Source organism: Plantactinospora veratri (genome assembly GCF_036421995.1).
GTDB lineage: Bacteria > Actinomycetota > Actinomycetes > Mycobacteriales > Micromonosporaceae > Plantactinospora > Plantactinospora veratri.
This window is the reverse complement of the sequence record NZ_JAZGQL010000038.1, coordinates 63,434-83,460: the sequence shown is the minus strand read 5'-3', so window position 1 is coordinate 83,460 and position 20,027 is coordinate 63,434. Positions and strand designations below refer to the sequence as shown.

The 20,027-nt window shown below is 72.2% G+C and carries 17 protein-coding genes and 1 riboswitch; of the genes, 9 read left to right on the top strand and 8 right to left on the bottom strand.

What is annotated here, in order from left to right; translation table 11 throughout:
- Window positions 1-18: 18 nt before the first annotated feature.
- Window positions 19-109: riboswitch (ZMP/ZTP riboswitch) on the bottom strand.
- A gap of 36 nt (window positions 110-145) precedes the next feature.
- Window positions 146-859 (bottom strand): hypothetical protein, encoded by a 714-nt coding sequence (locus V1634_RS34170; RefSeq protein ID WP_331211766.1) that lies wholly within the window; start codon window positions 857-859, stop codon window positions 146-148.
- Window positions 860-1,139: 280 nt separating this feature from the next.
- Here V1634_RS34170 and V1634_RS34165 point away from each other — a divergent pair, with 280 nt between their 5' ends.
- The 4 genes from V1634_RS34165 to V1634_RS34150 all read left to right on the top strand — a co-directional run bounded on the left by V1634_RS34165 (window position 1,140) and on the right by V1634_RS34150 (window position 5,334).
- On the top strand, window positions 1,140-1,868 hold the full coding sequence (locus tag V1634_RS34165) for an SDR family oxidoreductase (RefSeq protein ID WP_331211765.1): 729 nt from the start codon (window positions 1,140-1,142) through the stop codon (window positions 1,866-1,868).
- A gap of 126 nt (window positions 1,869-1,994) precedes the next feature.
- The gene (locus tag V1634_RS34160) at window positions 1,995-2,444 is read left to right on the top strand and encodes a helix-turn-helix transcriptional regulator (protein WP_331211764.1); all 450 of its coding nucleotides are present in this window, start codon (window positions 1,995-1,997) and stop codon (window positions 2,442-2,444) included.
- A 5-nt stretch (window positions 2,445-2,449) separates the two neighbouring features.
- On the top strand, window positions 2,450-2,860 hold the full coding sequence (locus V1634_RS34155) for a VOC family protein (RefSeq protein WP_107255799.1): 411 nt from the start codon (window positions 2,450-2,452) through the stop codon (window positions 2,858-2,860).
- A gap of 71 nt (window positions 2,861-2,931) precedes the next feature.
- Window positions 2,932-5,334, top strand: a complete 2,403-nt coding sequence (locus V1634_RS34150) for an excinuclease ABC subunit UvrA (RefSeq protein WP_331211763.1) — start codon at window positions 2,932-2,934, stop codon at window positions 5,332-5,334.
- A 127-nt stretch (window positions 5,335-5,461) separates the two neighbouring features.
- Here the strand turns inward: V1634_RS34150 and V1634_RS35590 are convergent, their stop codons facing one another.
- Complete coding sequence (locus tag V1634_RS35590) at window positions 5,462-5,632, bottom strand: DUF5980 family protein (protein WP_407951906.1); 171 nt, start codon at window positions 5,630-5,632, stop codon at window positions 5,462-5,464.
- 453 nt (window positions 5,633-6,085) lie between these two features.
- On the opposite strand from V1634_RS35590, the gene V1634_RS34145 reads away from it, so the two are divergent.
- Window positions 6,086-7,105: a tyrosine-type recombinase/integrase gene (locus tag V1634_RS34145; RefSeq protein WP_331211762.1), complete on the top strand. Its 1,020-nt coding sequence runs from the start codon at window positions 6,086-6,088 to the stop codon at window positions 7,103-7,105.
- On the opposite strand, the gene V1634_RS34140 is transcribed toward V1634_RS34145, so the two are convergent.
- The gene (locus tag V1634_RS34140; RefSeq protein WP_331211761.1) at window positions 7,102-9,798 is read right to left on the bottom strand and encodes an Hsp70 family protein; all 2,697 of its coding nucleotides are present in this window, start codon (window positions 9,796-9,798) and stop codon (window positions 7,102-7,104) included. The genes V1634_RS34145 and V1634_RS34140 overlap by 4 nt on opposite strands.
- A 155-nt stretch (window positions 9,799-9,953) precedes the next feature.
- Between V1634_RS34140 and V1634_RS34135 the strand changes: the two genes are divergently transcribed.
- Both V1634_RS34135 and V1634_RS34130 read left to right on the top strand, forming a co-directional pair.
- Window positions 9,954-11,117, top strand: a complete 1,164-nt coding sequence (locus V1634_RS34135) for a sensor histidine kinase (RefSeq protein ID WP_331211760.1) — start codon at window positions 9,954-9,956, stop codon at window positions 11,115-11,117.
- Window positions 11,114-11,776, top strand: a complete 663-nt coding sequence (locus V1634_RS34130; RefSeq protein WP_331211759.1) for a response regulator transcription factor — start codon at window positions 11,114-11,116, stop codon at window positions 11,774-11,776. The genes V1634_RS34135 and V1634_RS34130 overlap by 4 nt, the downstream gene beginning before the upstream one ends.
- A gap of 119 nt (window positions 11,777-11,895) precedes the next feature.
- Here the strand turns inward: V1634_RS34130 and V1634_RS34125 are convergent, their stop codons facing one another.
- The 3 genes from V1634_RS34125 to def all read right to left on the bottom strand — a co-directional run bounded on the left by V1634_RS34125 (window position 11,896) and on the right by def (window position 13,971).
- Complete coding sequence (locus tag V1634_RS34125) at window positions 11,896-12,318, bottom strand: DUF6223 family protein (RefSeq protein WP_331211758.1); 423 nt, start codon at window positions 12,316-12,318, stop codon at window positions 11,896-11,898.
- 224 nt (window positions 12,319-12,542) lie between these two features.
- Window positions 12,543-13,322, bottom strand: a complete 780-nt coding sequence (locus V1634_RS34120; RefSeq protein WP_331211757.1) for an endonuclease/exonuclease/phosphatase family protein — start codon at window positions 13,320-13,322, stop codon at window positions 12,543-12,545.
- A 145-nt stretch (window positions 13,323-13,467) separates the two neighbouring features.
- Window positions 13,468-13,971: a peptide deformylase gene (gene def, locus V1634_RS34115; RefSeq protein WP_331211756.1), complete on the bottom strand. Its 504-nt coding sequence runs from the start codon at window positions 13,969-13,971 to the stop codon at window positions 13,468-13,470.
- Window positions 13,972-14,177: 206 nt separating this feature from the next.
- Between def and V1634_RS34110 the strand changes: the two genes are divergently transcribed.
- Both V1634_RS34110 and V1634_RS34105 read left to right on the top strand, forming a co-directional pair.
- Window positions 14,178-17,072 (top strand): DEAD/DEAH box helicase, encoded by a 2,895-nt coding sequence (locus V1634_RS34110; RefSeq protein ID WP_331211755.1) that lies wholly within the window; start codon window positions 14,178-14,180, stop codon window positions 17,070-17,072.
- Between the two features lie 61 nt (window positions 17,073-17,133).
- Window positions 17,134-18,381: an SWIM zinc finger family protein gene (locus V1634_RS34105; protein WP_331211754.1), complete on the top strand. Its 1,248-nt coding sequence runs from the start codon at window positions 17,134-17,136 to the stop codon at window positions 18,379-18,381.
- 155 nt (window positions 18,382-18,536) lie between these two features.
- On the opposite strand, the gene V1634_RS34100 is transcribed toward V1634_RS34105, so the two are convergent.
- On the bottom strand, window positions 18,537-19,514 hold the full coding sequence (locus V1634_RS34100) for an aldo/keto reductase (RefSeq protein WP_331211753.1): 978 nt from the start codon (window positions 19,512-19,514) through the stop codon (window positions 18,537-18,539).
- On the bottom strand, window positions 19,492-19,902 hold the full coding sequence (locus V1634_RS34095; RefSeq protein WP_331211752.1) for a MerR family transcriptional regulator: 411 nt from the start codon (window positions 19,900-19,902) through the stop codon (window positions 19,492-19,494). The genes V1634_RS34100 and V1634_RS34095 overlap by 23 nt, the downstream gene beginning before the upstream one ends.
- Between the last annotated feature and the right edge of the window lie 125 nt (window positions 19,903-20,027).

Here is a 20,027-nt window from a genome sequence, read left to right as displayed (position 1 = left end):
GCAGCCTCCTGGGCGAAGGAAATCGGCCCAGGCGCACGGCACACGTCACTCGACGGGACCGCTTCCCGATGGTTGACCCCATCCCAGCACGCCAGTCACGGTCCGGGCCGAGCCTACCAACCCGACCGGCCCGGACGGCAACGGATCAGCCCGCGTCGCGCAACTCCGCCAACCGCGCCTCGATCTCCGCCAACTCGGCCCGCAACTTCTCCGCCTGCTGCTCGGCCTCCCGCCGCTCCACCGCCATGATCTGCTCCACCGCCTCGTGCACCCCGGGAACGTCGATCAACGCCACCATCTTCAACGCCTCGGCCGGCTTGATCACGTACGGCTTCGCCAGCGACTTCGCGCCCTGCGTCGCCGCCAGCGTCCACTCGCCGTCCGCGTACGTCAGGGTGACCGTCAACCCCGCCGGACCCTTCGGCTTCGCCGCCTTCGTCGCCCGACGGGCCGGCTTCGCCTCGCCCTCGCCGTCCGCCGGACGGGCCGGGGGAGTGTCCACTGCGGTCACTGTTGCCTCCTCGCGGGGCGCCGGAACCGGCTCCCTGACAATCTTGAACTCTGGTTCGGGGACCGGCTCCGGCTCCGGCTTCACCGGCGCCCGCCGCGTCGCACCCTTCGGCGCGACAGCCAGATCGCCGGGGGAGAAGGGCAACTCGTCCCGGCCGAACCGGACCACCACCCACTCCTCGGACACCTCCGGATCGGTCAACTCCACCACCTGACCGAGCTGACCGGCAATCTGCCCCGCCGCCTCGGTGAACATCACCTTCGGCTTACGGCCCGCCGCCAACGCGTCCCTGATCTGCTGCAACTCCTCGGTGGACAACCCCTGTTCAGCGGTACGCGCGGCAGCCATCGGATCCCTCTTCCGTACACCTGTTTGATTCATGACTTACTACCAGGCCCGCCCGACAACGTCGAGACGGACACACCGTTCCGAGATCAACAAAACCGGAGCCCGGGACGATCCGCCCCGACCGACCCGCCGCACCGACACCTGGCAGGATCGCCAGCTACCGGACCAGACCACGCGGACACCCGCGACGAGGAGACCCGCCGGCACGGCACACCGCACCGGCACCACCCCCGGCCCGGACCCGGCGGCCGGGGGAGACGACAACCGAGGGGAGAGGCCCATGACTCCGCTGACGGTGGTGACCGGCGGCGGTCGCGGAATCGGCGCCGCGACCGTACGACAACTCGCCGCCGCCGGACACGACGTCGTCTTCTGTTACCGGCGCGACGCCGACGCCGCCGACGCCGTACTCCGCGACGTCACCGCCGCCGGACGCCGGGGCATGGCCCTCCGCGCCGACACCACCGACCCCGACCAGGTGGTACGACTCTTCGACGAGGCCGCCAAACTCGGCGAACCCACCGGCCTGGTCAACAACGCCGGCGTGACCAGCCCGATCGGTCCCTTCGAAGAGCTGACCGTCACCGACCTGCGCCGCGTCGTCGACGTCAACCTCATCGGCTACGTCCTCTGCGCCCAACAGGCCGCCCGCCGGTTCCCGTCCGGCGGAGCGATCGTCAACGTCTCCTCGGCCGCCGCCACCCTCGGCAGCCCCGGCGAATACGTGCACTACGCCGCCGTCAAGGCCGCCACCGACACCCTCACCGTCGGCCTGGCCAAGGAACTCGCCCCCCGAAACATCCGGGTCAACGCCGTCTCACCCGGCATCATCGACACCGAGATCCACACCATCTCCGGGGTACCCGACCGGGCCCAGCGGGTCGCCGGCCGGGTACCCCTCGGCCGCGCCGGCCGGGCCGACGAGGTCGCCGCCGCGATCGTCTGGCTGCTCGGCGACGGCGCCTCCTACACCACCGGCGCCGTACTCCGGGTCGCCGGCGGCATGTAGCACCCCGCCGGGCGGCACCGGCCACGGCCGCCCGCCCCCGCACGGCCGCCCGCCCCCGCACGGCCGCCGGCCGGCACGCCGAGGGCCGGCTAGGCAATTTCGGCAGGTCGTGGCAGCATCTCGCAGGTGAGCAGCACACCCGCCGAGGCGCAACACCTGCGCGACCTCGTGCGGCTGCGCCGCGTCCGGGACCGGATCGACCGGGAGTACGCGCAGCCGCTCGACGTCGAAGCGCTCGCCCGTGGCGTGAACATGTCCGCCGGCCACCTCAGCCGCCAGTTCCGGGCCGCCTACGGCGAGTCACCGTACTCCTACCTGATGACCCGGCGCATCGAACGCGCCATGGCACTGCTGCGGCGTGGCGACCTCAGCGTCACCGAAGTCTGTTTCGCGGTCGGATGTTCCTCACTGGGCACCTTCAGCACCCGCTTCACCGAACTGGTCGGAGTGCCACCGAGCACCTACCGGACGCAGACCGCCCACGGCACAGCGGAGATGCCACCCTGCATCGCGAAGTACGTGACCAGACCGATCAGGAATCGAGAAGCGCGGGTCAGCGAGCCGCAACTAGCGTGACGGTCATGGACATCAACATTCACGCCGCCTTCCTTCCGCACACCGACCCGGACGCCGCCCTCGCCTTCTACCGCGACACCCTCGGCTTCGAGGTCCGCAACGACGTCGGATACGCCGGGATGCGCTGGATCACCGTCGGTCCCGCCAAACAGCCGGAAACGTCCATCGTCCTGCACCCGCCGGCCGCCGACCCCGGCATCACCGACGACGAGCGGCGTACCATCCTCGAATTGATCGCCAAGGGCACCTACACCGCCATCACCCTGGCCACCCACGACCTCGACGGCGTCTTCGACCGGCTACAGGCCAGCGGCGCAGACGTCGTCCAGGAGCCGACCGACCAGCCGTACGGCATCCGCGACTGCGCCTTCCGCGACCCCGCCGGAAACCTGATCCGGATCAACCAGCTCGGCTGACCCGCCCGGCGACCACAAACCCGTGGTCCCCGCGACGGCGACCCCAACCGGAAGATGGAGACACGACAAGCATGGCCACGAGGACGGACACCAGGTCGCCGGAGCCGCACGCCGCCGACAGCCACGACCTGATCCGCGTACACGGCGCCCGGGAGAACAACCTCAAGGACGTCAGCGTCGAGATCCCGAAGCGTCGCCTGACGGTCTTCACCGGCGTCTCCGGCTCGGGCAAGAGCTCGCTGGTCTTCGGCACCATCGCCGCCGAGTCACAGCGGATGATCAACGAGACGTACAGCACCTTCGTGCAGGGCTTCATGCCGACCCTGGCGCGCCCCGAGGTCGACGTACTCGACGGCCTGACCACCGCGATCATCGTCGACCAGGAACGGATGGGCGCCGACCCCCGCTCCACGGTCGGCACCGCCACCGACGCCAACGCGATGCTGCGGATCCTCTTCAGCCGACTCGGCGAGCCACACATCGGCCCACCCAGCGCGTTCTCCTTCAACGTCGCCTCCGTCCGGGCCAGCGGTGCGATCACGGTCGCCGGCAAGACCACCAGGCAGACCTACAGTCGTACCGGCGGGATGTGTCCGCGCTGCGAAGGCCGCGGCCGAATCTCCGACATCGACCTCACCCAGCTCTACGACGACTCCAAGTCGATCGCCGAAGGCGCGTTCACCATCCCCGGCTGGAAGTCGGACAGCTGGTGGACCGTGCGCACCTACGCCGAATCCGGCTTCCTCGACCCGAACAAGCCGATCCGCGAGTTCACCAAACAGGAGATGCGCGACTTCCTCTACCGGGAACCGACCAAGGTGAAGGTCGAGGGCGCCAACCTCACCTACGAGGGACTGATCCCCAAGATCCAAAAGTCGTTCCTCTCCAAGGACCGGGAGGCGATGCAACCGCACATCCGGGCCTTCGTGGACCGGGCGGTCACCTTCACCACCTGCCCCGACTGCGACGGTACCCGACTCAGCGAGGGCGCCAGATCCTCGCGGATCAAGGGCGTCAACATCGCCGAGGCGTGCGCCATGCAGATCAGCGACCTCGCCGAATGGGTCCGCGACCTCGACGAACCATCGGTGGCGCCCCTGCTCGCCTCGCTCGGCCAGACCCTCGACTCGTTCGTCGAGATCGGGCTCGGCTACCTCTCCCTCGACCGACCCTCGGGCACCCTCTCCGGCGGCGAGGCACAACGCACCAAGATGATCCGCCACCTCGGCTCCTCGCTCACCGACGTCACCTACGTCTTCGACGAACCCACCATCGGACTGCACCCGCACGACGTCCAGCGGATGAACGACCTCCTGCTCCGACTCCGGGACAAGGGCAACACCGTCCTCGTCGTCGAACACAAACCCGAGACGATCGCCATCGCCGACCACGTCGTCGACCTCGGCCCCGGCGCCGGCACGGCCGGCGGCACCGTCTGCTTCGAGGGCACCGTCGACGGACTGCGCGCCAGCGACACCATCACCGGCCGGCACCTCGGCGACCGCGCCGCCGTCAAGAAGGCCGTACGCACATCCACCGGCACGCTGGAAATCCGCGGCGCGACCACGAACAACCTCCGCGACGTCGACGTCGACATCCCCCTCGGGGTACTCGTCGTCGTCACCGGCGTCGCCGGCTCCGGCAAGAGCTCGCTCGTACACGGATCGATCCCGGCCGGTGCCGGCGTCGTCTCGATCGACCAGGGCGGGATCCGCGGCTCGCGCCGGAGCAACCCGGCCACCTACACCGGGCTGCTCGACCCCATCCGCAAGGCGTTCGCCAAGGCCAACGGCGTCAAACCGGCACTGTTCAGCGCCAACTCCGAAGGCGCCTGCCCCACCTGCAACGGCGCCGGCGTCATCTACACCGACCTGGCGATGATGGCCAGCGTCGCCACCACCTGCGAGGACTGCGAGGGAAAGCGCTTCGAGGCGTCGGTACTGGAATACCGCCTCGGCGGCCACGACATCAGCCAGGTGCTCGCGATGTCCGTCACCGAAGCCGAGGAGTTCTTCGGCACCGGCGAGGGGCACACCCCGGCCGCGCACGCCATCCTGCGCCGGCTCGCCGACGTCGGGCTGGGATACCTCAGCCTCGGCCAGCCGCTCACCACACTCTCCGGCGGTGAACGGCAGCGCCTCAAGCTGGCCACCCACATGGCCGAGAAGGGCGGCGTCTACGTCCTCGACGAGCCGACCGCCGGACTGCACCTCGCCGATGTCGAACAACTGCTCGGCCTGCTCGACCGGCTCGTCGACTCCGGCAAGTCGGTCATCGTCGTCGAGCACCACCAGGCGGTGATGGCGCACGCCGACTGGATCATCGATCTCGGCCCCGGCGCCGGGCACGACGGCGGCACGATCGTCTTCGAGGGCACGCCCGCCGACCTGGTCGCCGCCCACTCCACCCTCACCGGCCAGCACCTGGCGGCGTACGTCGGCCTCAGCGACGCCCACACCGGCACGAGGGACTGAGGCAGACCTTCGGCGGCCAGTGCCACACCTCGTCCCGCCGGCCGCACCGACAGCACGACCGACGATGGTCCGTGCCGGCGCCCCAGGACGCCGGCACGGACCCGGGGGACTCGGGCGAAGCCCTGCGTCAGCAGCGTTCCTGGAGGTCGATGATCACCGGGACGGTCTGCGTCACCCGTCCGTCCGATGTCCAGAGCACCGAGTGGTGCCGGCCGACCGGGTCGACGCGACGCTGAACGGGGCGGCGTTGAGCACCCGGCTGCGGTCGCGGGTCACGGACGGACGACCGCGAGCACACGACGGAGATTCTCTAGGTCGATAATGTACATTATGTCAACTAGACCGTTATCGGCTGGCCCCTGCCGGTCGCGGCCCGGATCGGCGGAGGCCGGTGAGACGTCGCCACGAAACCGGTCTGGACGAGGCGCCACCGAACGGCGGGCGTTGGTGAGGCTGGATCGTCGGCGGCCCGAGACGGACTGGTCCGGAGTTGTTCGACCCTGCGGCCGGTCGACCAGTCCGCCAATTCCTCGCCTCGCCGGCACGAACGCCCGAACCCACCACCATGCCGACCCGCCAGGTCGTGGCCGCCCCCGGCGCGGAGCGACCAGCCCTCGTGCGACCTCCGCCGAGGCGGCGTGTGGCCCTCCTTCCCCCACCTCGGTGCGGTCGAGCTGCTCAGCTTCCGAAACCCACCTTCCAAGATCACTTGGGCTGGCCGGTTACTCCCGAATCATGCATAATATTCGTTATGCAGGACAAAGAGGACTTTCTGCTACTCCCCCTCGTCGAGCAGTTCCTGACGTCCCGGGCCACCCGCAAGCCTTCCCCGCACACGCTGGCGGCGTACCGTCGGGATCTGCTGGCGGTCGCCGGACTGGTCGCCGACAACCAGCCCGGCACTCCCCTCCCCCTGGCGGCACTGTCGATCCGCGCTCTGACCACCCGGTCCCTGCGGGCGGCCTTCGCCCGCTTCGCCGCTCCCCGGGCCGCCGCCTCGATCTACCGGGCCTGGTCCACCTGGAACGGCTTCTTCGACTTCCTCGTCGCCGAGCAGGTGGTGGCCGGCAACCCGATGCCCGCCGTGGACAAGCCCCGGGTCCCCCCTGCCCCACCGAAGCCGCTGCGCGGCGAGCGTACGCCGGAGCAGTTGCTGGCCGGGGTCGTCGAACCGGACCGGCGGCAGCGTGACCCGTGGCCGGAACGGGACCTCGCGGTGCTGGCCCTGGCGCTCTGCGCCGGGCTGCGCCTGGCCGAGTTGCTGGCCCTGCGTACGGGTTCGCTGGTCGGCCGGGACGGTGAGCGCCGGGTCGAGGTGACCGGCAAGGGCAGCCGGTCCCGGTTGATACCGGTGGAGCCGGAGCTGGACCGGGTGATCGTGGACTATCTGGAGAGTCGGCGTCGCCGGTTCGGCTCTCGGACCGTGGGGCCGGACTCGGCGCTGCTGGTCGACCGGCAGGGTGCGCCGCTGCGTCGGGGCGGCCTGCAATATCTGGTGGAGTCCTGCTATCGGCGGGCGGGGATCACCGACCGGGTGCCGCCGGGTGCGCGGCTGCACGCGCTGCGGCACACCTTCGCGACCAGGTTGGCCGAGGACGGTGCGAGTGCTCCGGAGATCATGCGGCTGCTGGGGCACGCGAGTCTGGCGACGAGTCAGAGCTATATCGAGGTGACCGCCGAGCAGGAGCGGGCGGCGGTGCGGGCGAACCGTACGAACCGGTCGCTGGGTCGGCTGTTGTGGGAGCGGGCGGTCGTGGACGGGGTCGGTTAGCGGGGGGTGGCGGTGGGCAGGCCGGCGACGTCGAGGACCAGGGTGCGGCGGTCGGCGGTGACGACTCCGACCAGGTTGGCGGCGATCGCCACCTGTTCGGGGGCCTTGTCGCCGACGGGGAACCGGTCGGTGCCCTCGCCGAGGGTGGTGTCCGCCACCTGGAGGTGCCAGCGTGGTGGTGAGCCGGCGACGGAGCCGAGGACGAGTCGTCCACCGGCGGCGGCTTCGAGGTTGGCGCGTTCGGGGAGTTGGCGTTGTGCCTGGCCGGTGCTGCCGCTGATCAGCCGGGGGTTGCTGAGCGAGTCGAAGGTGCCTCGGCCGGTGACCAGGGTGTCGTCGTGGGCGTACCAGTTCTCGTCGGAGTGTTCGGTCAGGGCGGTCCAGCCGGGTTCGCCGCTGCGGGTGTCGATGGCGACGACGCGGTGCTCGGCGCCGTTGGTGATCGCGACGCAGACGCGGGCGGCGGCGCAGGGTTTGATCCGTTCGACGATGTCGCCGGCGGCGAGCGGCATCTTCCAGCGCTGCCGCAGGCCGGGTACGTCGTAGGCGGCGAGGACGTGGTCGTCGCCGGTGGTCTTGCCGATCACCGCGTTGTCGTAGCCGGTCCAGAGGTCGGGTTCGAGGGGTAGTTTGCCGCTTGCCCGGACCTTTCCGGTGTTGGCGTCGAGGATGTAGCCGCGGTCGTTGGCGGAGTCGAGTTCGACGATGGTGTTGGTGCCGCCGGGTGCGTCGTGGTAGCTGCCGGCGACGGCTGGCAGGATGCCGGGTGCGGTCGTGCCGGGGGTGGGCCATTGCCGTACCGGTTCGGCCCGGTGTTCGTCGGAGCTGAGCAGGTCGGGTTCGCCGGACTTGCTCCATACCTGGCGGCCGGTGCGGAGGTTGACGCGGCTGATCGCGAGGTCGTCGGAGTCGCCGAGGGTCTCGACGATGGCGTCGGTGCCGTAGTAGGCGACGTCGACGCGGTCGGGCCAGGCGCGTTGCCAGAGGAGTGTGCCGTCGTTGCCGGAGAGTACGGCGCGGACGTCCTGGCCGCCGTTGGTGACGGAGTTTTCGCCGTCGACGACGATCAGGTCTTGGATGGCGGTGAGACGCAGCTCGGTGGGTTCGATCGGCAGGGTGGCGGTCCATCGGGGTGGGCCGTCGGCGGCTGTCAGGGCCACCACTTCGGTGCTGCGGTTGCCGGCGACGGCGGAGATGACGTCGGTGCGGTGCACGGTGACGGCCGCGGCGCCGCGCCGGGTGCTCTGGTAGGCGTTGACCTGGTCGAGGGTTCCGGCGGCTGTCGGGCCGGTGCCGGGTACGCCGAGGGCGCCGAGTTGGTTGGTCAGCCATTCGCCGCCGACGACGACGGTGCCGACGCAGCCGGCGACGGCGAGGAACGTGGTGGCGGTGACCAGGAGGCGGCGGATCCGTCGGCGGCGTGGGTCGACGGGGTGCGGGCGGGAGCCACCGGTGGGCGGCTGGGGGTGCCGCCCGCCGGTGGGTGCGGAGCGCGGTGGCGACGGTGGGCCGGGTGGCGGTCCGACGGCGGGGCCGGCGGCTGCGGGCGGGTACCCGGGTGGGGCGCTCGGCGGGTACCCGGGTGGGTTGCTGGCCGGGGTGCCCGGCTGTCGCGGCTCGGGGCCGGTGTGGTGGACGGCTCCGTAGGCGACGGGGAGTTCGGGTTGTTCGGGGACGGTGGGGGCGATGCCGAGCCGGGCGTGCAGGCGGCTGGCGACCAGGGGTAGCCGGCTGGAGCCGCCGACGAGCAGCAGGCTGTTGAGGTGTCGGGCTTCGATGCCGGCCCGGTCGAGGGTGCGGCGGGTCTCGTCGACGGCGCGGGCGACGAGTGGTCCGGCGATCCGGTCGAGTTCGTCGCGGGTGAGGTGCAGCGGGTCGTCGCGGCCGGGGACCTGGACGGGCGCGGTGGCGGTGCGGGAGAGCATTTCCTTGGCGGCGCGGACCTCGGTCCAGAATGTCTGCCGGTCGCGGCGTTCGGTGGGGGTTTCGGGGTGGCGTAGCCGCCGCCAATGTTCGGGGTCGCGGAGTTCGACGAGTTGGCCGAGGTGGGCGACGAGGGCGTCGTCGATGTCGAGGCCGCCGAGGTCGTCGAGGCCGCCGGTGGCGAGGACGCGCAGGCCGGTGGGGTCGCGGCGGACGACGGCGACGTCGAGGGTGCCGCCGCCGAAGTCGAAGATGCCGAGGGTGCCGCCGACGGGGATCTGTTGGTGGAGGATCTGGGCGCAGTAGGTGGCGGCGGCGACGGGTTCGTCGAGGAGTCGGACGGTGCCGAGGCCGGCGTCGGCGGCGGCGGTGCGCAGCAGGGTACGGCGGGGTTGGCCCCAGTCGGCGGGGCAGGTGAGGACGGTGGTGCCGGCGGGGTCGACGCCGGCGGTGCGGGCTTCGTCGGCGACTCGGCGCAGGGTGGCGGTGAGGAGTCGTTCGACGGGTATCTCGTCGGTGCCGAGTAGCAGGGTGCCGTCGTCGATGCGGCGTTTCGGGTGTGGTTCGTAGCGTTGCGGGTCGGTGCCGCCGAGCCGTACGGCGTCGCGTCCGGTGTGCACGGTGCCGTCGGGGGTGAGGTGGCCGGCGGAGGCGAGTAGCGGGGTGCCGTCGAAGAGGAGGGTTCGGGCCGGTTGGTGGTGGTCGCGGCGGACGACGGCGACGGTGTGGGTGGTGCCGAGGTCTATGGCGAGCCGGACCGGCTGGTCCACCGATGTCACCTCCGGGTGCGGCGGGCGCGGCGGTGGTGGGCGCGCCGCGTGCGGATGCTACTTCCCGTGGGGTGGGTCGCGGGCGGGGGTGTCGCCGGTTTCGGGGTGTGCGGGGTTTTCGAGTCGGCTGGTCTGTGGCGGCTAGGCTTCGGCGTATGCCGAGGTGGTGGCGGGGTCGGGCGGCGGACGTGGTCCTGGTGCTCGTGGTCGGCCTGGTCGGCCTTGCCGGGCTGGTGGTGCAGTCGGGCGGTGTCGACAGCGCCGCCGAGTGGGTGGCGCTGTCGGTGGTGTTGGGCTCCTCTGCCGCGTTGTACGTGCGGCGTCGCTATCCGGTGCCGGTGGGTGTGGTGGCGCTGGTTGCCGTCGGCGGGTACGGCGCGTTGCTGCACCGGCCGGGTCCGATCATGCTGGTTTTTGTCGTGGCGCTCTACACCGTTGTCGACGAGGGGCGCCTCTGGGTCGCGGTCGGGCTCGGGGGCGCTTCGGTGGTCGCGTTCGCGGCGGCGGACGGCTATGGCCGGTCGGCCGGTGGTGGGAACGGGGCGACGTTGCTGCATGCCGGTTGGCTGGTGGCGGTGATCGTCGGGGTGACCCGTAACCGTCGGGCCTATGTCGCGGAGGCGCGGGCCCGGGTGCTCGCGGCGGAGCAGGGCAAGGAGGAGGAGGCTCGGCGTCGGGCCACCGAGGAGCGGTTGCGGATCGCCCGGGAGTTGCATGACGTGCTCGGCCACCATCTTTCGCTGATCAACGTGCAGGCCAGTGCCGCGTTGCATCGTCCGGATCCGGGCCGGTCGGCCGAGGCGCTCACCGCGATCAAGCAGGCGAGCAAGGAGATGTTGGGTGAGTTGCGTACGGCGTTGGGCGTACTGCGGCAGGAGGGCGAGGCGGTGACGGTGCCGGGTCTGGACCGGCTCGGTGAGCTGGTGCTGACGGCGGGGCGGTCCGGGCTGGCGGTCCGTACCGAGGTGGCGCAGATCCGGGCGTTGCCGCCGGAGGTGGAGTTGGCGGCGTATCGGATCGTGCAGGAGGCGCTGACGAACGTGACTCGGCACGCGGGTGCGACCGCCGTGGTGGTGCGGGTGCGGCGTGACGGTGGTGGCGTGCTGGTGGAGGTCGAGGACGACGGCGTTGGCGGGCCGGGTGTGCCCGGTAACGGGATTGTCGGCATGGGTGAGCGGGCGCGGGCGTTGGGTGGTTCGTTGAGTGCGGGTCCTGGGCCGGGTGGTGGTTTCCGGGTCTCCGCCCGTCTGCCGTTGCGGCGTGACGTGGTGTCGGCGGGGCCGGCGGGGTTGTCGTCGGAGTCGGGGGGTGTTTCGTGATCCGGTTGCTGCTCGCCGACGACCAGACCCTGGTGCGGGCCGGGTTCCGGTCCATTTTGGAGGGTGAGGAGGGCGTCGAGGTGGTCGGCGAGGCTGCCGACGGTGCCGAGGCGGTGCGGCTGACCCGGTGGTTGCGGCCGGATGTCGTACTGATGGACATCCGGATGCCGGGGCTGGATGGTCTGGCCGCGACCGGGGAGATCGTCGCGGGTTCGGACGCCCGGGTGATCATTTTGACCACCTTCGACCTGGACGATTACGTCTACGGGGCGTTGCGGGCCGGTGCGAGCGGCTTTCTGGTCAAGGACACGGAGCCGGCGGAGCTGATCCACGGGGTGCGGGTGGTGGCCCGTGGTGACGCGTTGATCGCGCCGTCGATCACCCGCCGGTTGATCTCCGAGTTCGCGGCCCGGGTCCGCCATCCTGATCCGGGGCCGCGGCTGCGGGCGCTCACCGAGCGGGAGCGGGAGGTGCTGGTGCTGGTCGCGGCTGGTCTCTCCAACGACGAGATCGCGGCGCGGTTGGTGTTGAGTCCGGCGACCGCGAAGACGCACGTCAGTCGGATCATGACGAAGACCCGGGTACGGGACCGGGCCCAGTTGGTGATCCTCGCGTACGAGTCGGGGCTGACCGTACCCGGTTGGCTCGCCCGTTCCTGAGGGCGCCGTGCGGGTGGGTCGTCCGTCGGGGGTCGGCACCGGCAGTGGGTCGTCCGCCCGGGTGGGACGGACCGGGTACTGACCCGGCGCGGTGGCCGGGTCAGTGTGAGGGGGTCGGGTCAGCCGGTGTGGCGGGCGCGGTTCAGCGTGAGTCCGCCGAGGAGCATGCCGGTCAGTCCGAGGGCGAGGGCGACGATCGCTCCGCCGAGTCCGTTGCCGGTGCCGAGGCCGCCGTCGGAGGTGGCGACCACCACCGCGCCGATGAGGGCGCCGACCAGTCCCAGTGCGATGGCGGTCAGGGCGCCGCGTCGCCCGTTGCCGGTGCCGACCCGTCCGGCGGAGCGGGCCCGGGCGAGTGCGCCGACGACGATGCCGACCAGTCCGAGCAGCCCGGCCACGATGGAGCCGATCCGGCCGGGGCTCATGGTGTAGACGCTGGCGGCGACGGGCTGGCCGGTGACGTGCGCGGCGGCGGGTGCGGCGTGCCAGACTCCGGCGAGCAGGGCGGCTGTGGTGGCGGCGGACAGGTGGCGGACGGACATCGGTGGTTCCTTCCCTAGCACGACTGGTACCTGCCGGCAGCGTAGGTACCGGTGTGGTCCTGGGTCGTCATGCCGGAGTTGCCGGTCGGGATACCACCCTGGTGGTACGGACTCGGGGCGCCGTGCCGCCGGGGCGGTAGGTCACCGGGGGCGGCTCGGGTCCGGGGCGGCTCGTTCGGGGGTCGGTTCGGCTGGGCGAGCCGGAGCCGCCGCGGGTGCGGGCGTCAGGCGAGGTCGACGACGAGTGGCCGGTGGTCGGAGATGGTGGCGATCGGGGCGTCGACGGCGGTGACGGCGGGTAGCGGGTGTCCGTCGCGGGGGTCGGCGAGGATGTGGTCGAGCTGTACCCGGGGTTGTCGGGCCGGGTAGGTGGGGCGGTGCCCCAGGGAGCGCCAGCCGGAGACGAGGGTGGCGAGTCTGGCCGGCAGGTTGAGGTCGCCGAGCAGGATCCGGGGCGCGGGCAGGGTACGCAGGGCGCGGATGACCTGGCGTAGCTGCCGGATGTTCCAGCCGGGTACGAAGGACAGGTGGGTGGCGGCGGCGGTGATCGGCCCGTACGGGGTGTCGAGGATGGCGGCGAGGACGACCCGGGGTTCGTCGCGGAGCAGGATGATGCCGCCGCCGGGGCCGGGGTCGAGGACCGGGGAGCGTACGGGTGCCGAGGCGAGCCGGGTGACCTGCCAGGAGCGGACCGGGTAGCGGCTGATCAGGCCGATGCCGTAGAGGGGTTCGCCGTGGCCGTCGTCGTCGTGGGTCAGTGGCCGGAACCGTTCGCCGGGGGTGCCGACGACGGCGGCGGCGAACCGGTGTTCCGGGGCGTTCATCGCCCGGGCGGCGATCGCGGTCAGGTCGAGGTGGTTGCTGCGGGACTGGTCCCGGTCGACCTCCTGCAGCGCCAGGATGTCGGCGTCGAGGGTGGCGACGGCGGCGGCGAGCCGGTTCTCGTCGACGAGGTCGTCGTGCGGGGATCGGCCGTGCAGCAGGTTGAAGGTTGCCAGGCGCACGTGCACACCTTACGGCGGGATGTGCGACAGTTTCGGCGTGCTCTTCAAAGCGCTGTGTTGTTCCGGGCTGGTCTTCGTGCTGGTGGGTGCGGTCGGTGTCTGGTTGCGGCGTCGGCGGGGCCGCTGATCCGGGCCGTGGGTGGGGTCACCGGTCGGGGCTGGCGAACCGTCCGGCGCGGATCTCCCGCAGGGCGCGGCGGCGGGTGTCGCCGCGCAGGGTGTCGACGTAGAGCCGGCCGTGCAGGTGGTCGGTTTCGTGCTGGAGGGCGCGGGCGAGGAAGCCGCTGCCGGTGATGGTGAGGGGTTCGCCGTACTGGTCGAAGCCGTGTGCGGTGGCGTGCATGGCGCGCGGGGTCGGGAAGTAGAGGCCGGGGACGGAGAGGCAGCCTTCGTCGTCGTCCTGCTGCTCGGCGGAGAGTTCGAGGGTGGGGTTGACGAGGTGGCCGCGGTGCCCGTCGGCGTCGTAGACGAAGACCTGGGCGCTGATGCCGATCTGGGGTGCGGCGACTCCGGCGCGGCCGGGTGCGCCGAGCAGGGTGTCCATCAGGTCGGTGACCAGGTCGCGTAGTTCGGCGTCGAAGCTGGTGACCGGCTCGGACGGGGTGCGCAGCACGGGGTCGCCGATGATCCGGATGGGCCGCATCGTCATGACCGGAACCTTATCGGTTCGTTACCGGTCCGGTGTCCCGGCACGCTCGACGACAGCGGTGCGCTCGTCGTTCCGGGTTCGGCGGGCCGACGGAGGGCATTCCCGTACGTCGTACGATATAATGTCCGGGCTGGTACGGGTGGCGTCCCGACCGGACGGGGGTCCGGGGGTCGGGGCGGCTGGCGGACGAGGGGGCAGGACCGGAGATGCGGCCGAACACGACGTCGGTACCCGGCGACGCCTCCCCGACCGGACGGTCCGGGAACGCGGGCCCGGACGAGCGGTGGGCGGCGTCCTGTGCGGTGGCCTTCGAGCCGGCCGACCCGCCCCGCGCCGGGGTACTGGCGTTCTGGCGGCCCGACGGCGGTGGCCTGCCGGCCGACGGACCGGGACACGACGGGGAGCTGACGGTCGTGCTGCCGGACGGTGCCGGGGTGCGGGACCGGACGGTGCCGGCGCGCCGGCTGCCGGTCGGCGACGCGCTTCCGCTGCTGCTGGCCGGCCCGGCGCCGGAGCGGCCGGTCGACCCCGCGCTGGCCTACTGGTCGGCGGCGGCGCTGCTGGCACTGCACCTGGTGGCCCGGCGGCGGATCCTGCCGACGGTCTCGCCGGCCGGCTTCGACGCCTGGACGGTCGGGGCGCTGGACGCGGCCGACGCGGGCCGGATCCGGGAACTCGCCGCGGCGATGCCGGCCCGGGCCCGGGCGAATCCGGTCCCGGCGGACGAGACGGCGGACGGGGCACCGTCGGCCGGTCCGCTCCTGCCGGACGCGGCCGGCCTGTTGCGCGCTTTCCTCGACGCGGTCGCCGACACTATGCCCCGCTCCCCCGCTGCCCGGCACGCCGCCGGCACCGACGCGTTCGCCGCGACGGCACCGCAGTCGGTACCCCGGCTGCGCGGCTGGGCCGAGGAGGTCCGCGCCGGTCTCGACTCCGGCGTGCGGGTCTCGGTACGGCTGGAGCCGGTCGACGGCGACCTCACCCGGCCCGGACTGCGGGCGGTGGTGCAGGTGCACAGCCTCGTCGACCCGGCGCTGGTGGTCGACGCCGCCGCGCTGTGGCACGGCGACGTGGCCGGGTTCGGGCCCCGGGCCCGGCTCGACACCACGCTGGCGATCCGCCGCGCCGCCGGCGTCTGGCCGCCGCTGCGGCACCTGCTCGACGCCGCCGTCCCCGACACGCTCCTGCTGACCGACGAGGAGGTCACCGAGCTGGTCGCCGACGCCGCCGGCCGGCTCGGCACGGTCGGGATGGCGGTGCACTGGCCCCGCGAGCTGGCCGCCGGGCTCACCTCCCGGGCGGTGCTCGGCGCCGCCGAGTCACCGCCGTCGGACCTGGCCACCTTCTTCGGCGGCGACGGGCTGCTCCACGTCGACTGGCAGCTCGCCCTCGGCGGGCGACCGCTGACCGCCGCCGAACTGGACCTGCTCGCCGAGGCACACCGACCGGTGGTGCGGCTGCGCGACCAGTGGATACTCGTCGACCCGGAACTGGCCGCCCGGGCCCGCAAGCCGGCGCTGCCGCCGGTCGGCGCGATCGAGGCGCTCGGCGCGGCGCTGACCGGCACGGTGGAGGTCGACGGTCGGCCGGTGCAGGTCGACACCACCGGCTGGCTGGACGGACTGCGGCGGCGGATCGCCGACCCGGAGCAGGCCGGCGCCGACCCGGAGCGGGTCGGGGTGCCGGCCGGCTTGACCGCCACCCTGCGGGACTACCAGCTACGCGGGCTGCGCTGGCTGGCCCGGATGACCGAGCTGGGGCTGGGCGGCTGCCTCGCCGACGACATGGGGCTCGGCAAGACGGTCACGCTGATCGCGCTGCACCTGCACCGGCAGGCGGATCCGGCGACCGCCGGCCCGACCCTGGTGGTCTGCCCCGCTTCGCTGCTCGGCAACTGGGAACGTGAGATCGGCCGGTTCGCCCCCGGTACCCCGGTACGCCGCTTCCACGGCGGGCGACGCAACCTCGACGCGCTGGACGGCGGGTTCCTGCTCACCACCTACGGGACGATGCGGCTCGACGCCGACCGGCTCGCCGGGGTGCGGTGGGGGCTGGTCGTCGCCGACGAGGCGCAGCACGTGAAGAACCGCGCCTCCGGTACCGCCCGGGCGCTGCGCCGGATTCCGGCCGCTGCTCGGGTCGCCCTCACCGGCACCCCGGTGGAGAACAACCTGACCGAACTCTGGGCGATCCTGGACTGGACCACTCCCGGCCTGCTCGGCCCGCTGCCCCGGTTCCGGGCCCGGTGGGCGGCGCCGATCGAGTCCGGTCGGGATCCGGCGGCGGCGGGTCGACTGGCCCGGCTGATCGCACCGTTCCTGCTGCGCCGCCGCAAGTCGGATCCGGGGATCGCCCCGGAGCTGCCGCCGAAGACCGAGACCGACCATCCGGTCGGGTTGACCGGCGAGCAGGCCGGCCTCTACGAGGCGGTGGTCCGCGAGACGCTGGCCAGGATCCGGGACAGCAGCGGGATGGCCCGCCGTGGTCTGGTGCTGGAGCTGCTGACCTCGCTGAAGCAGGTCTGCAACCATCCGGCGCACTACCTGCGGGAGGCGCGACCCCGGCTGGCCGGCCGCTCCGGCAAGCTGGAGCTGCTCGACGAGCTGGTCGACACGATTCTCGCCGAACGCGGCGCGGTGCTGGTCTTCACCCAGTACGTCGCGATGGCCCGGCTGATCGAGCGGCACCTCGGCGACCGGGGCGTACCGACCGAACTGCTGCACGGCGGCACCCCGGTGACCCGCCGCGACGAGCAGGTACGCCGGTTCCAGGCCGGTGAGGTGCCGGTCTTCCTGCTGTCGCTGCGGGCCGCCGGTACGGGGTTGAACCTGACCCGGGCCGACCATGTGGTGCACTACGACCGGTGGTGGAACCCGGCCGTCGAGGAGCAGGCCACCGACCGGGCGTACCGGATCGGGCAGACCCGTCCGGTGCAGGTGCACCGGCTGGTCACCGAGGGGACGGTCGAGGACCGGATCGCCGCCCTGCTCGCCGTCAAGCGGGACCTCGCCGACGCGGTGCTCACCGGTGGCGAGGCGGCGTTGACCGAACTCTCCGACGCCGAACTGGCGTCCCTGGTCGAGTTGCGCAGGCCGGCGTGACCGCGTACGCGAGCCGGGCGTGGTGTGTCGGCTCCGGGCCGGCCGTGGAAGGTGGGGGCCGATGAGCGGCGACGACCGGGTCCGGGGCTTTCCGGCGTTCCCGCCGGGGCGGCGTGCCCGCAGCAGCCGATCCTGGTGGGGTGACGCCTGGATCCGGGCGCTGGAGGAGACCTCGCTGGACGAGACTCTGCTGCGCCGGGGGCGGCGCTCGGCCACGGCCGGGCACGTCGGCTCGATCACCGTCAGCCCGGGCCGGATCGCGGCCGAGGTGCACGACGGGGTGGGCGACGTGCCGTACCGGACCCGGATCTTCGTGGAGCCGTTGACCGACGCGCAGTGGTCCCGGTTCCTCGACCAGGTGGCGGCGAAGGCCGGGCACATCGCCGCGCTGCTCGACGGGGAGATGCCGCGCGACCTGGCCACGTCGGCCGACGACGTCGGGGTCGCCCTGCTGCCGGGGATCGGCGACCTCCAGCCGGAGTGCGACTGCCCGGAGTGGGTCGCGGCGGCGTGCCGGCACGCGGCCGCGCTCGGCTACCAGGTGGCCTGGCTGCTCGACGCCGACCCGTTCCTGCTGCTGCTGATCCGGGGCCGGGGGCCCCGGGAGGTGCTCGCCGAGCTGCGGCGCCGGGGGCACCGGCCGGCGGCGGGCGCCCCGGCGGAGCAGCCGGCCGGCCCGCCGCCGGGCGTCGGGGTGCCGGCCGCGCAGGTGTACGCCCGGCCGGACCCGGCGCTGCCGGCTCCGCCGCCGGCGCCGGAGCCCGGGGTGGCCGGGCCGGTGCTGCCGGACGCGCCGGGGATCGCGGCGGAGGTGCTGCACGGGCTGGTCGAGAACGCCGCCGTCCGGGCCGGCGTGCTGCTCGACGCCGCTTCGGGCGGCGACGGCCCGCCGCTGGTGCTGCCGGAGCGGGTGGATGCGGTCCGGCTCGCGGTCGGGGCGAGCGGTCCGGTGCTGGCCCGGCTGCGGCAGGCCGCCGGGCGTACCGCAGGGGAGTTCGGCCGGGCGGTACGGGCCTGGGAGTACGGCGGGCAGGCCGGCCTTTCGGTGCTGGACGAGCCGTGGACGCCGCCGCCGGTACGGCTGGCCCGGGCCCGGGCCGACCTGGCCGCCGGCTGGACCGGTGACGACCCGCCGGAGCCGCAGGTGTGGCGCAACCGGTGGACGTTTCCGGGGCACCGGGCCCAGCTGCGGTACGGCCGCGACGGCCGCTGGTATCCGTACCGGGAGGTGGCCGGCGGCGACTGGTGGCCGGCCGGGGTTGCTCGCGACGACCCGGCGGACGCCCTCGCCGACCTGCTCGGCGACTGACCGACTCCGCCGGTCGGGGTCGGGTCGACGACGCGACCGGCTCCGCCGGGGCGGTCGGCGGCGCGACGGCCCCGGCCGAGCTCACCTGTCCAGCACATGCGGACACGACAGCCGTCGACCCTTTTAGAGGGTCCTTTCCCGGCTGCTGTTGCCTGTCACCTGCCGACCCAGCGCGCGGCGGCAGCGGAGAGTCGCTCGCCTTGAGCGGCACCAGCCGGTACGAGGTCGGCGATTTGGTGGAGTTGTTCGGTCGTTAGCGAGACTGTGCTGGCGGCGGCGTTGTCTTCCAGGTGGCGGACTGTGGTCGTGCCTGGGATCGGGGTGGTGCCCTGTGCGAGTAGCCAGGCAAGTGCGAGTTGTGCCGGTGTCACGCCTATTTCGCCGGCAAGTGCGCGTAACCGGTCGACGAGGGCCAGGTTGGCGGCCCGGTTGGCCCTGGCGAAGCGGGGGTTGCCACCGCGCAGGTCATCGTCACCGAACGCGGTGTCGGTGGTGATGTGGCCGGTGAGCAGGGCCCGGCTGATGGGTGAGTAGGCGACGAGGGCGATGCCCAGTTCGCGGCAGGTCGGCAGCAGATCCGCTTCGACCTCGCGGCTGAGCAGCGAGTACTCGGTCTGCAGCGCTGCCAGGCGATGGATGGCATGAGCTTGCCGCAGAGTCTGCGCGTTCACTTCGGACAGTCCAAGGTGGCGAACTTTGCCGGCGGCCACCAGTTCGGCCATCGCGCCGATCGTATCCGCGATGGGGACTTCGGGGTTGCGTCGGTGCAGATAGAGCAGGTCGATGTAGTCAACACGGAGGCGTTGTAGGGATTCGTCGCATGACTTTCTTGCCCAGCCTGGTGAGGAGTCCACGTACATGCGGCCGTTGTCGCGCCGGATCCCGAACTTGGTACACAGGACGACGTGGTCGCGTCGGCCGTGGATGGCTTTGCCGATGAGCTGTTCGTTGTGGCCGACGCCGTAGGAGGCAGAGGTGTCGATGAGGTTGATGCCGAGGTCAAGTGCTCGGTGAACGACGCTTATGGATTGCGTTTCCGTTGGGCGTGGTCCGTAGTGTGCGCTCATTCCCATGCAGCCCAGGCCGATGGCTGAGACTGCGGGACCGGATTCACCCAGCACGGTTTTGCGCATTGTCATCCTCCAGAAGGCTGCGATAGCGGTCAATCTTGCGGTCGATGACGACGAGATCCTGCTGGAGAGCGGCGATTCGGTCGAGTGTGCGCTGACGGTGTGACTCGAGCAGGGCCAGCCGGTCGGATCGAGTGGCCGGGCCCCCATGGATCAGAGCGACGTATTCGTGCATCTCGGTGACCGGCATACCGGTCGCCCGCATCTTGATCAGGAGTTCCAGCCGGTCGAGGTCGACCGCGCGGTATCGGCGCTGCCCGGCGGCATCGCGCGGGATCGTCTCGAGGAGCCCGATCCGCTCGTACCAGCGCAGCGTGTCGGGCGACAGGCCGACCAGGTCAGATACCTGCCCGATGGTCGGCTCGTCGATCATCGGGGAGTCGATCTCCATGGCTGCAAGCATGCCCCCTTGAGCAGACTCCATGGCAAATAGAGATATGTCGATCAGCTCCGCGCGGCGGCGCGACGACCAGGCATCCAAGCTCCACGACCCGCACGGCATCGGGTACACCCTCC

Bases quoted from the DNA above. Each gene is read 5' to 3' on its own strand.
- V1634_RS34170 (WP_331211766.1), bottom strand. From the start codon at position 859: ATGGCTGCCGCGCGTACCGCTGAACAGGGGTTGTCCACCGAGGAGTTG.
- V1634_RS34165 (WP_331211765.1), top strand. From the start codon at position 1,140: ATGACTCCGCTGACGGTGGTGACCGGCGGCGGTCGCGGAATCGGCGCC.
- V1634_RS34155 (WP_107255799.1), top strand. From the start codon at position 2,450: ATGGACATCAACATTCACGCCGCCTTCCTTCCGCACACCGACCCGGAC.
- V1634_RS34150 (WP_331211763.1), top strand. From the start codon at position 2,932: ATGGCCACGAGGACGGACACCAGGTCGCCGGAGCCGCACGCCGCCGAC.
- V1634_RS34145 (WP_331211762.1), top strand. From the start codon at position 6,086: ATGCAGGACAAAGAGGACTTTCTGCTACTCCCCCTCGTCGAGCAGTTC.
- V1634_RS34135 (WP_331211760.1), top strand. From the start codon at position 9,954: ATGCCGAGGTGGTGGCGGGGTCGGGCGGCGGACGTGGTCCTGGTGCTC.
- V1634_RS34125 (WP_331211758.1), bottom strand. From the start codon at position 12,318: ATGTCCGTCCGCCACCTGTCCGCCGCCACCACAGCCGCCCTGCTCGCC.
- def (WP_331211756.1), bottom strand. From the start codon at position 13,971: ATGACGATGCGGCCCATCCGGATCATCGGCGACCCCGTGCTGCGCACC.
- V1634_RS34110 (WP_331211755.1), top strand. From the start codon at position 14,178: ATGCGGCCGAACACGACGTCGGTACCCGGCGACGCCTCCCCGACCGGA.
- V1634_RS34105 (WP_331211754.1), top strand. From the start codon at position 17,134: ATGAGCGGCGACGACCGGGTCCGGGGCTTTCCGGCGTTCCCGCCGGGG.
- V1634_RS34100 (WP_331211753.1), bottom strand. From the start codon at position 19,514: ATGCGCAAAACCGTGCTGGGTGAATCCGGTCCCGCAGTCTCAGCCATC.
- V1634_RS34095 (WP_331211752.1), bottom strand. From the start codon at position 19,902: ATGGAGATCGACTCCCCGATGATCGACGAGCCGACCATCGGGCAGGTA.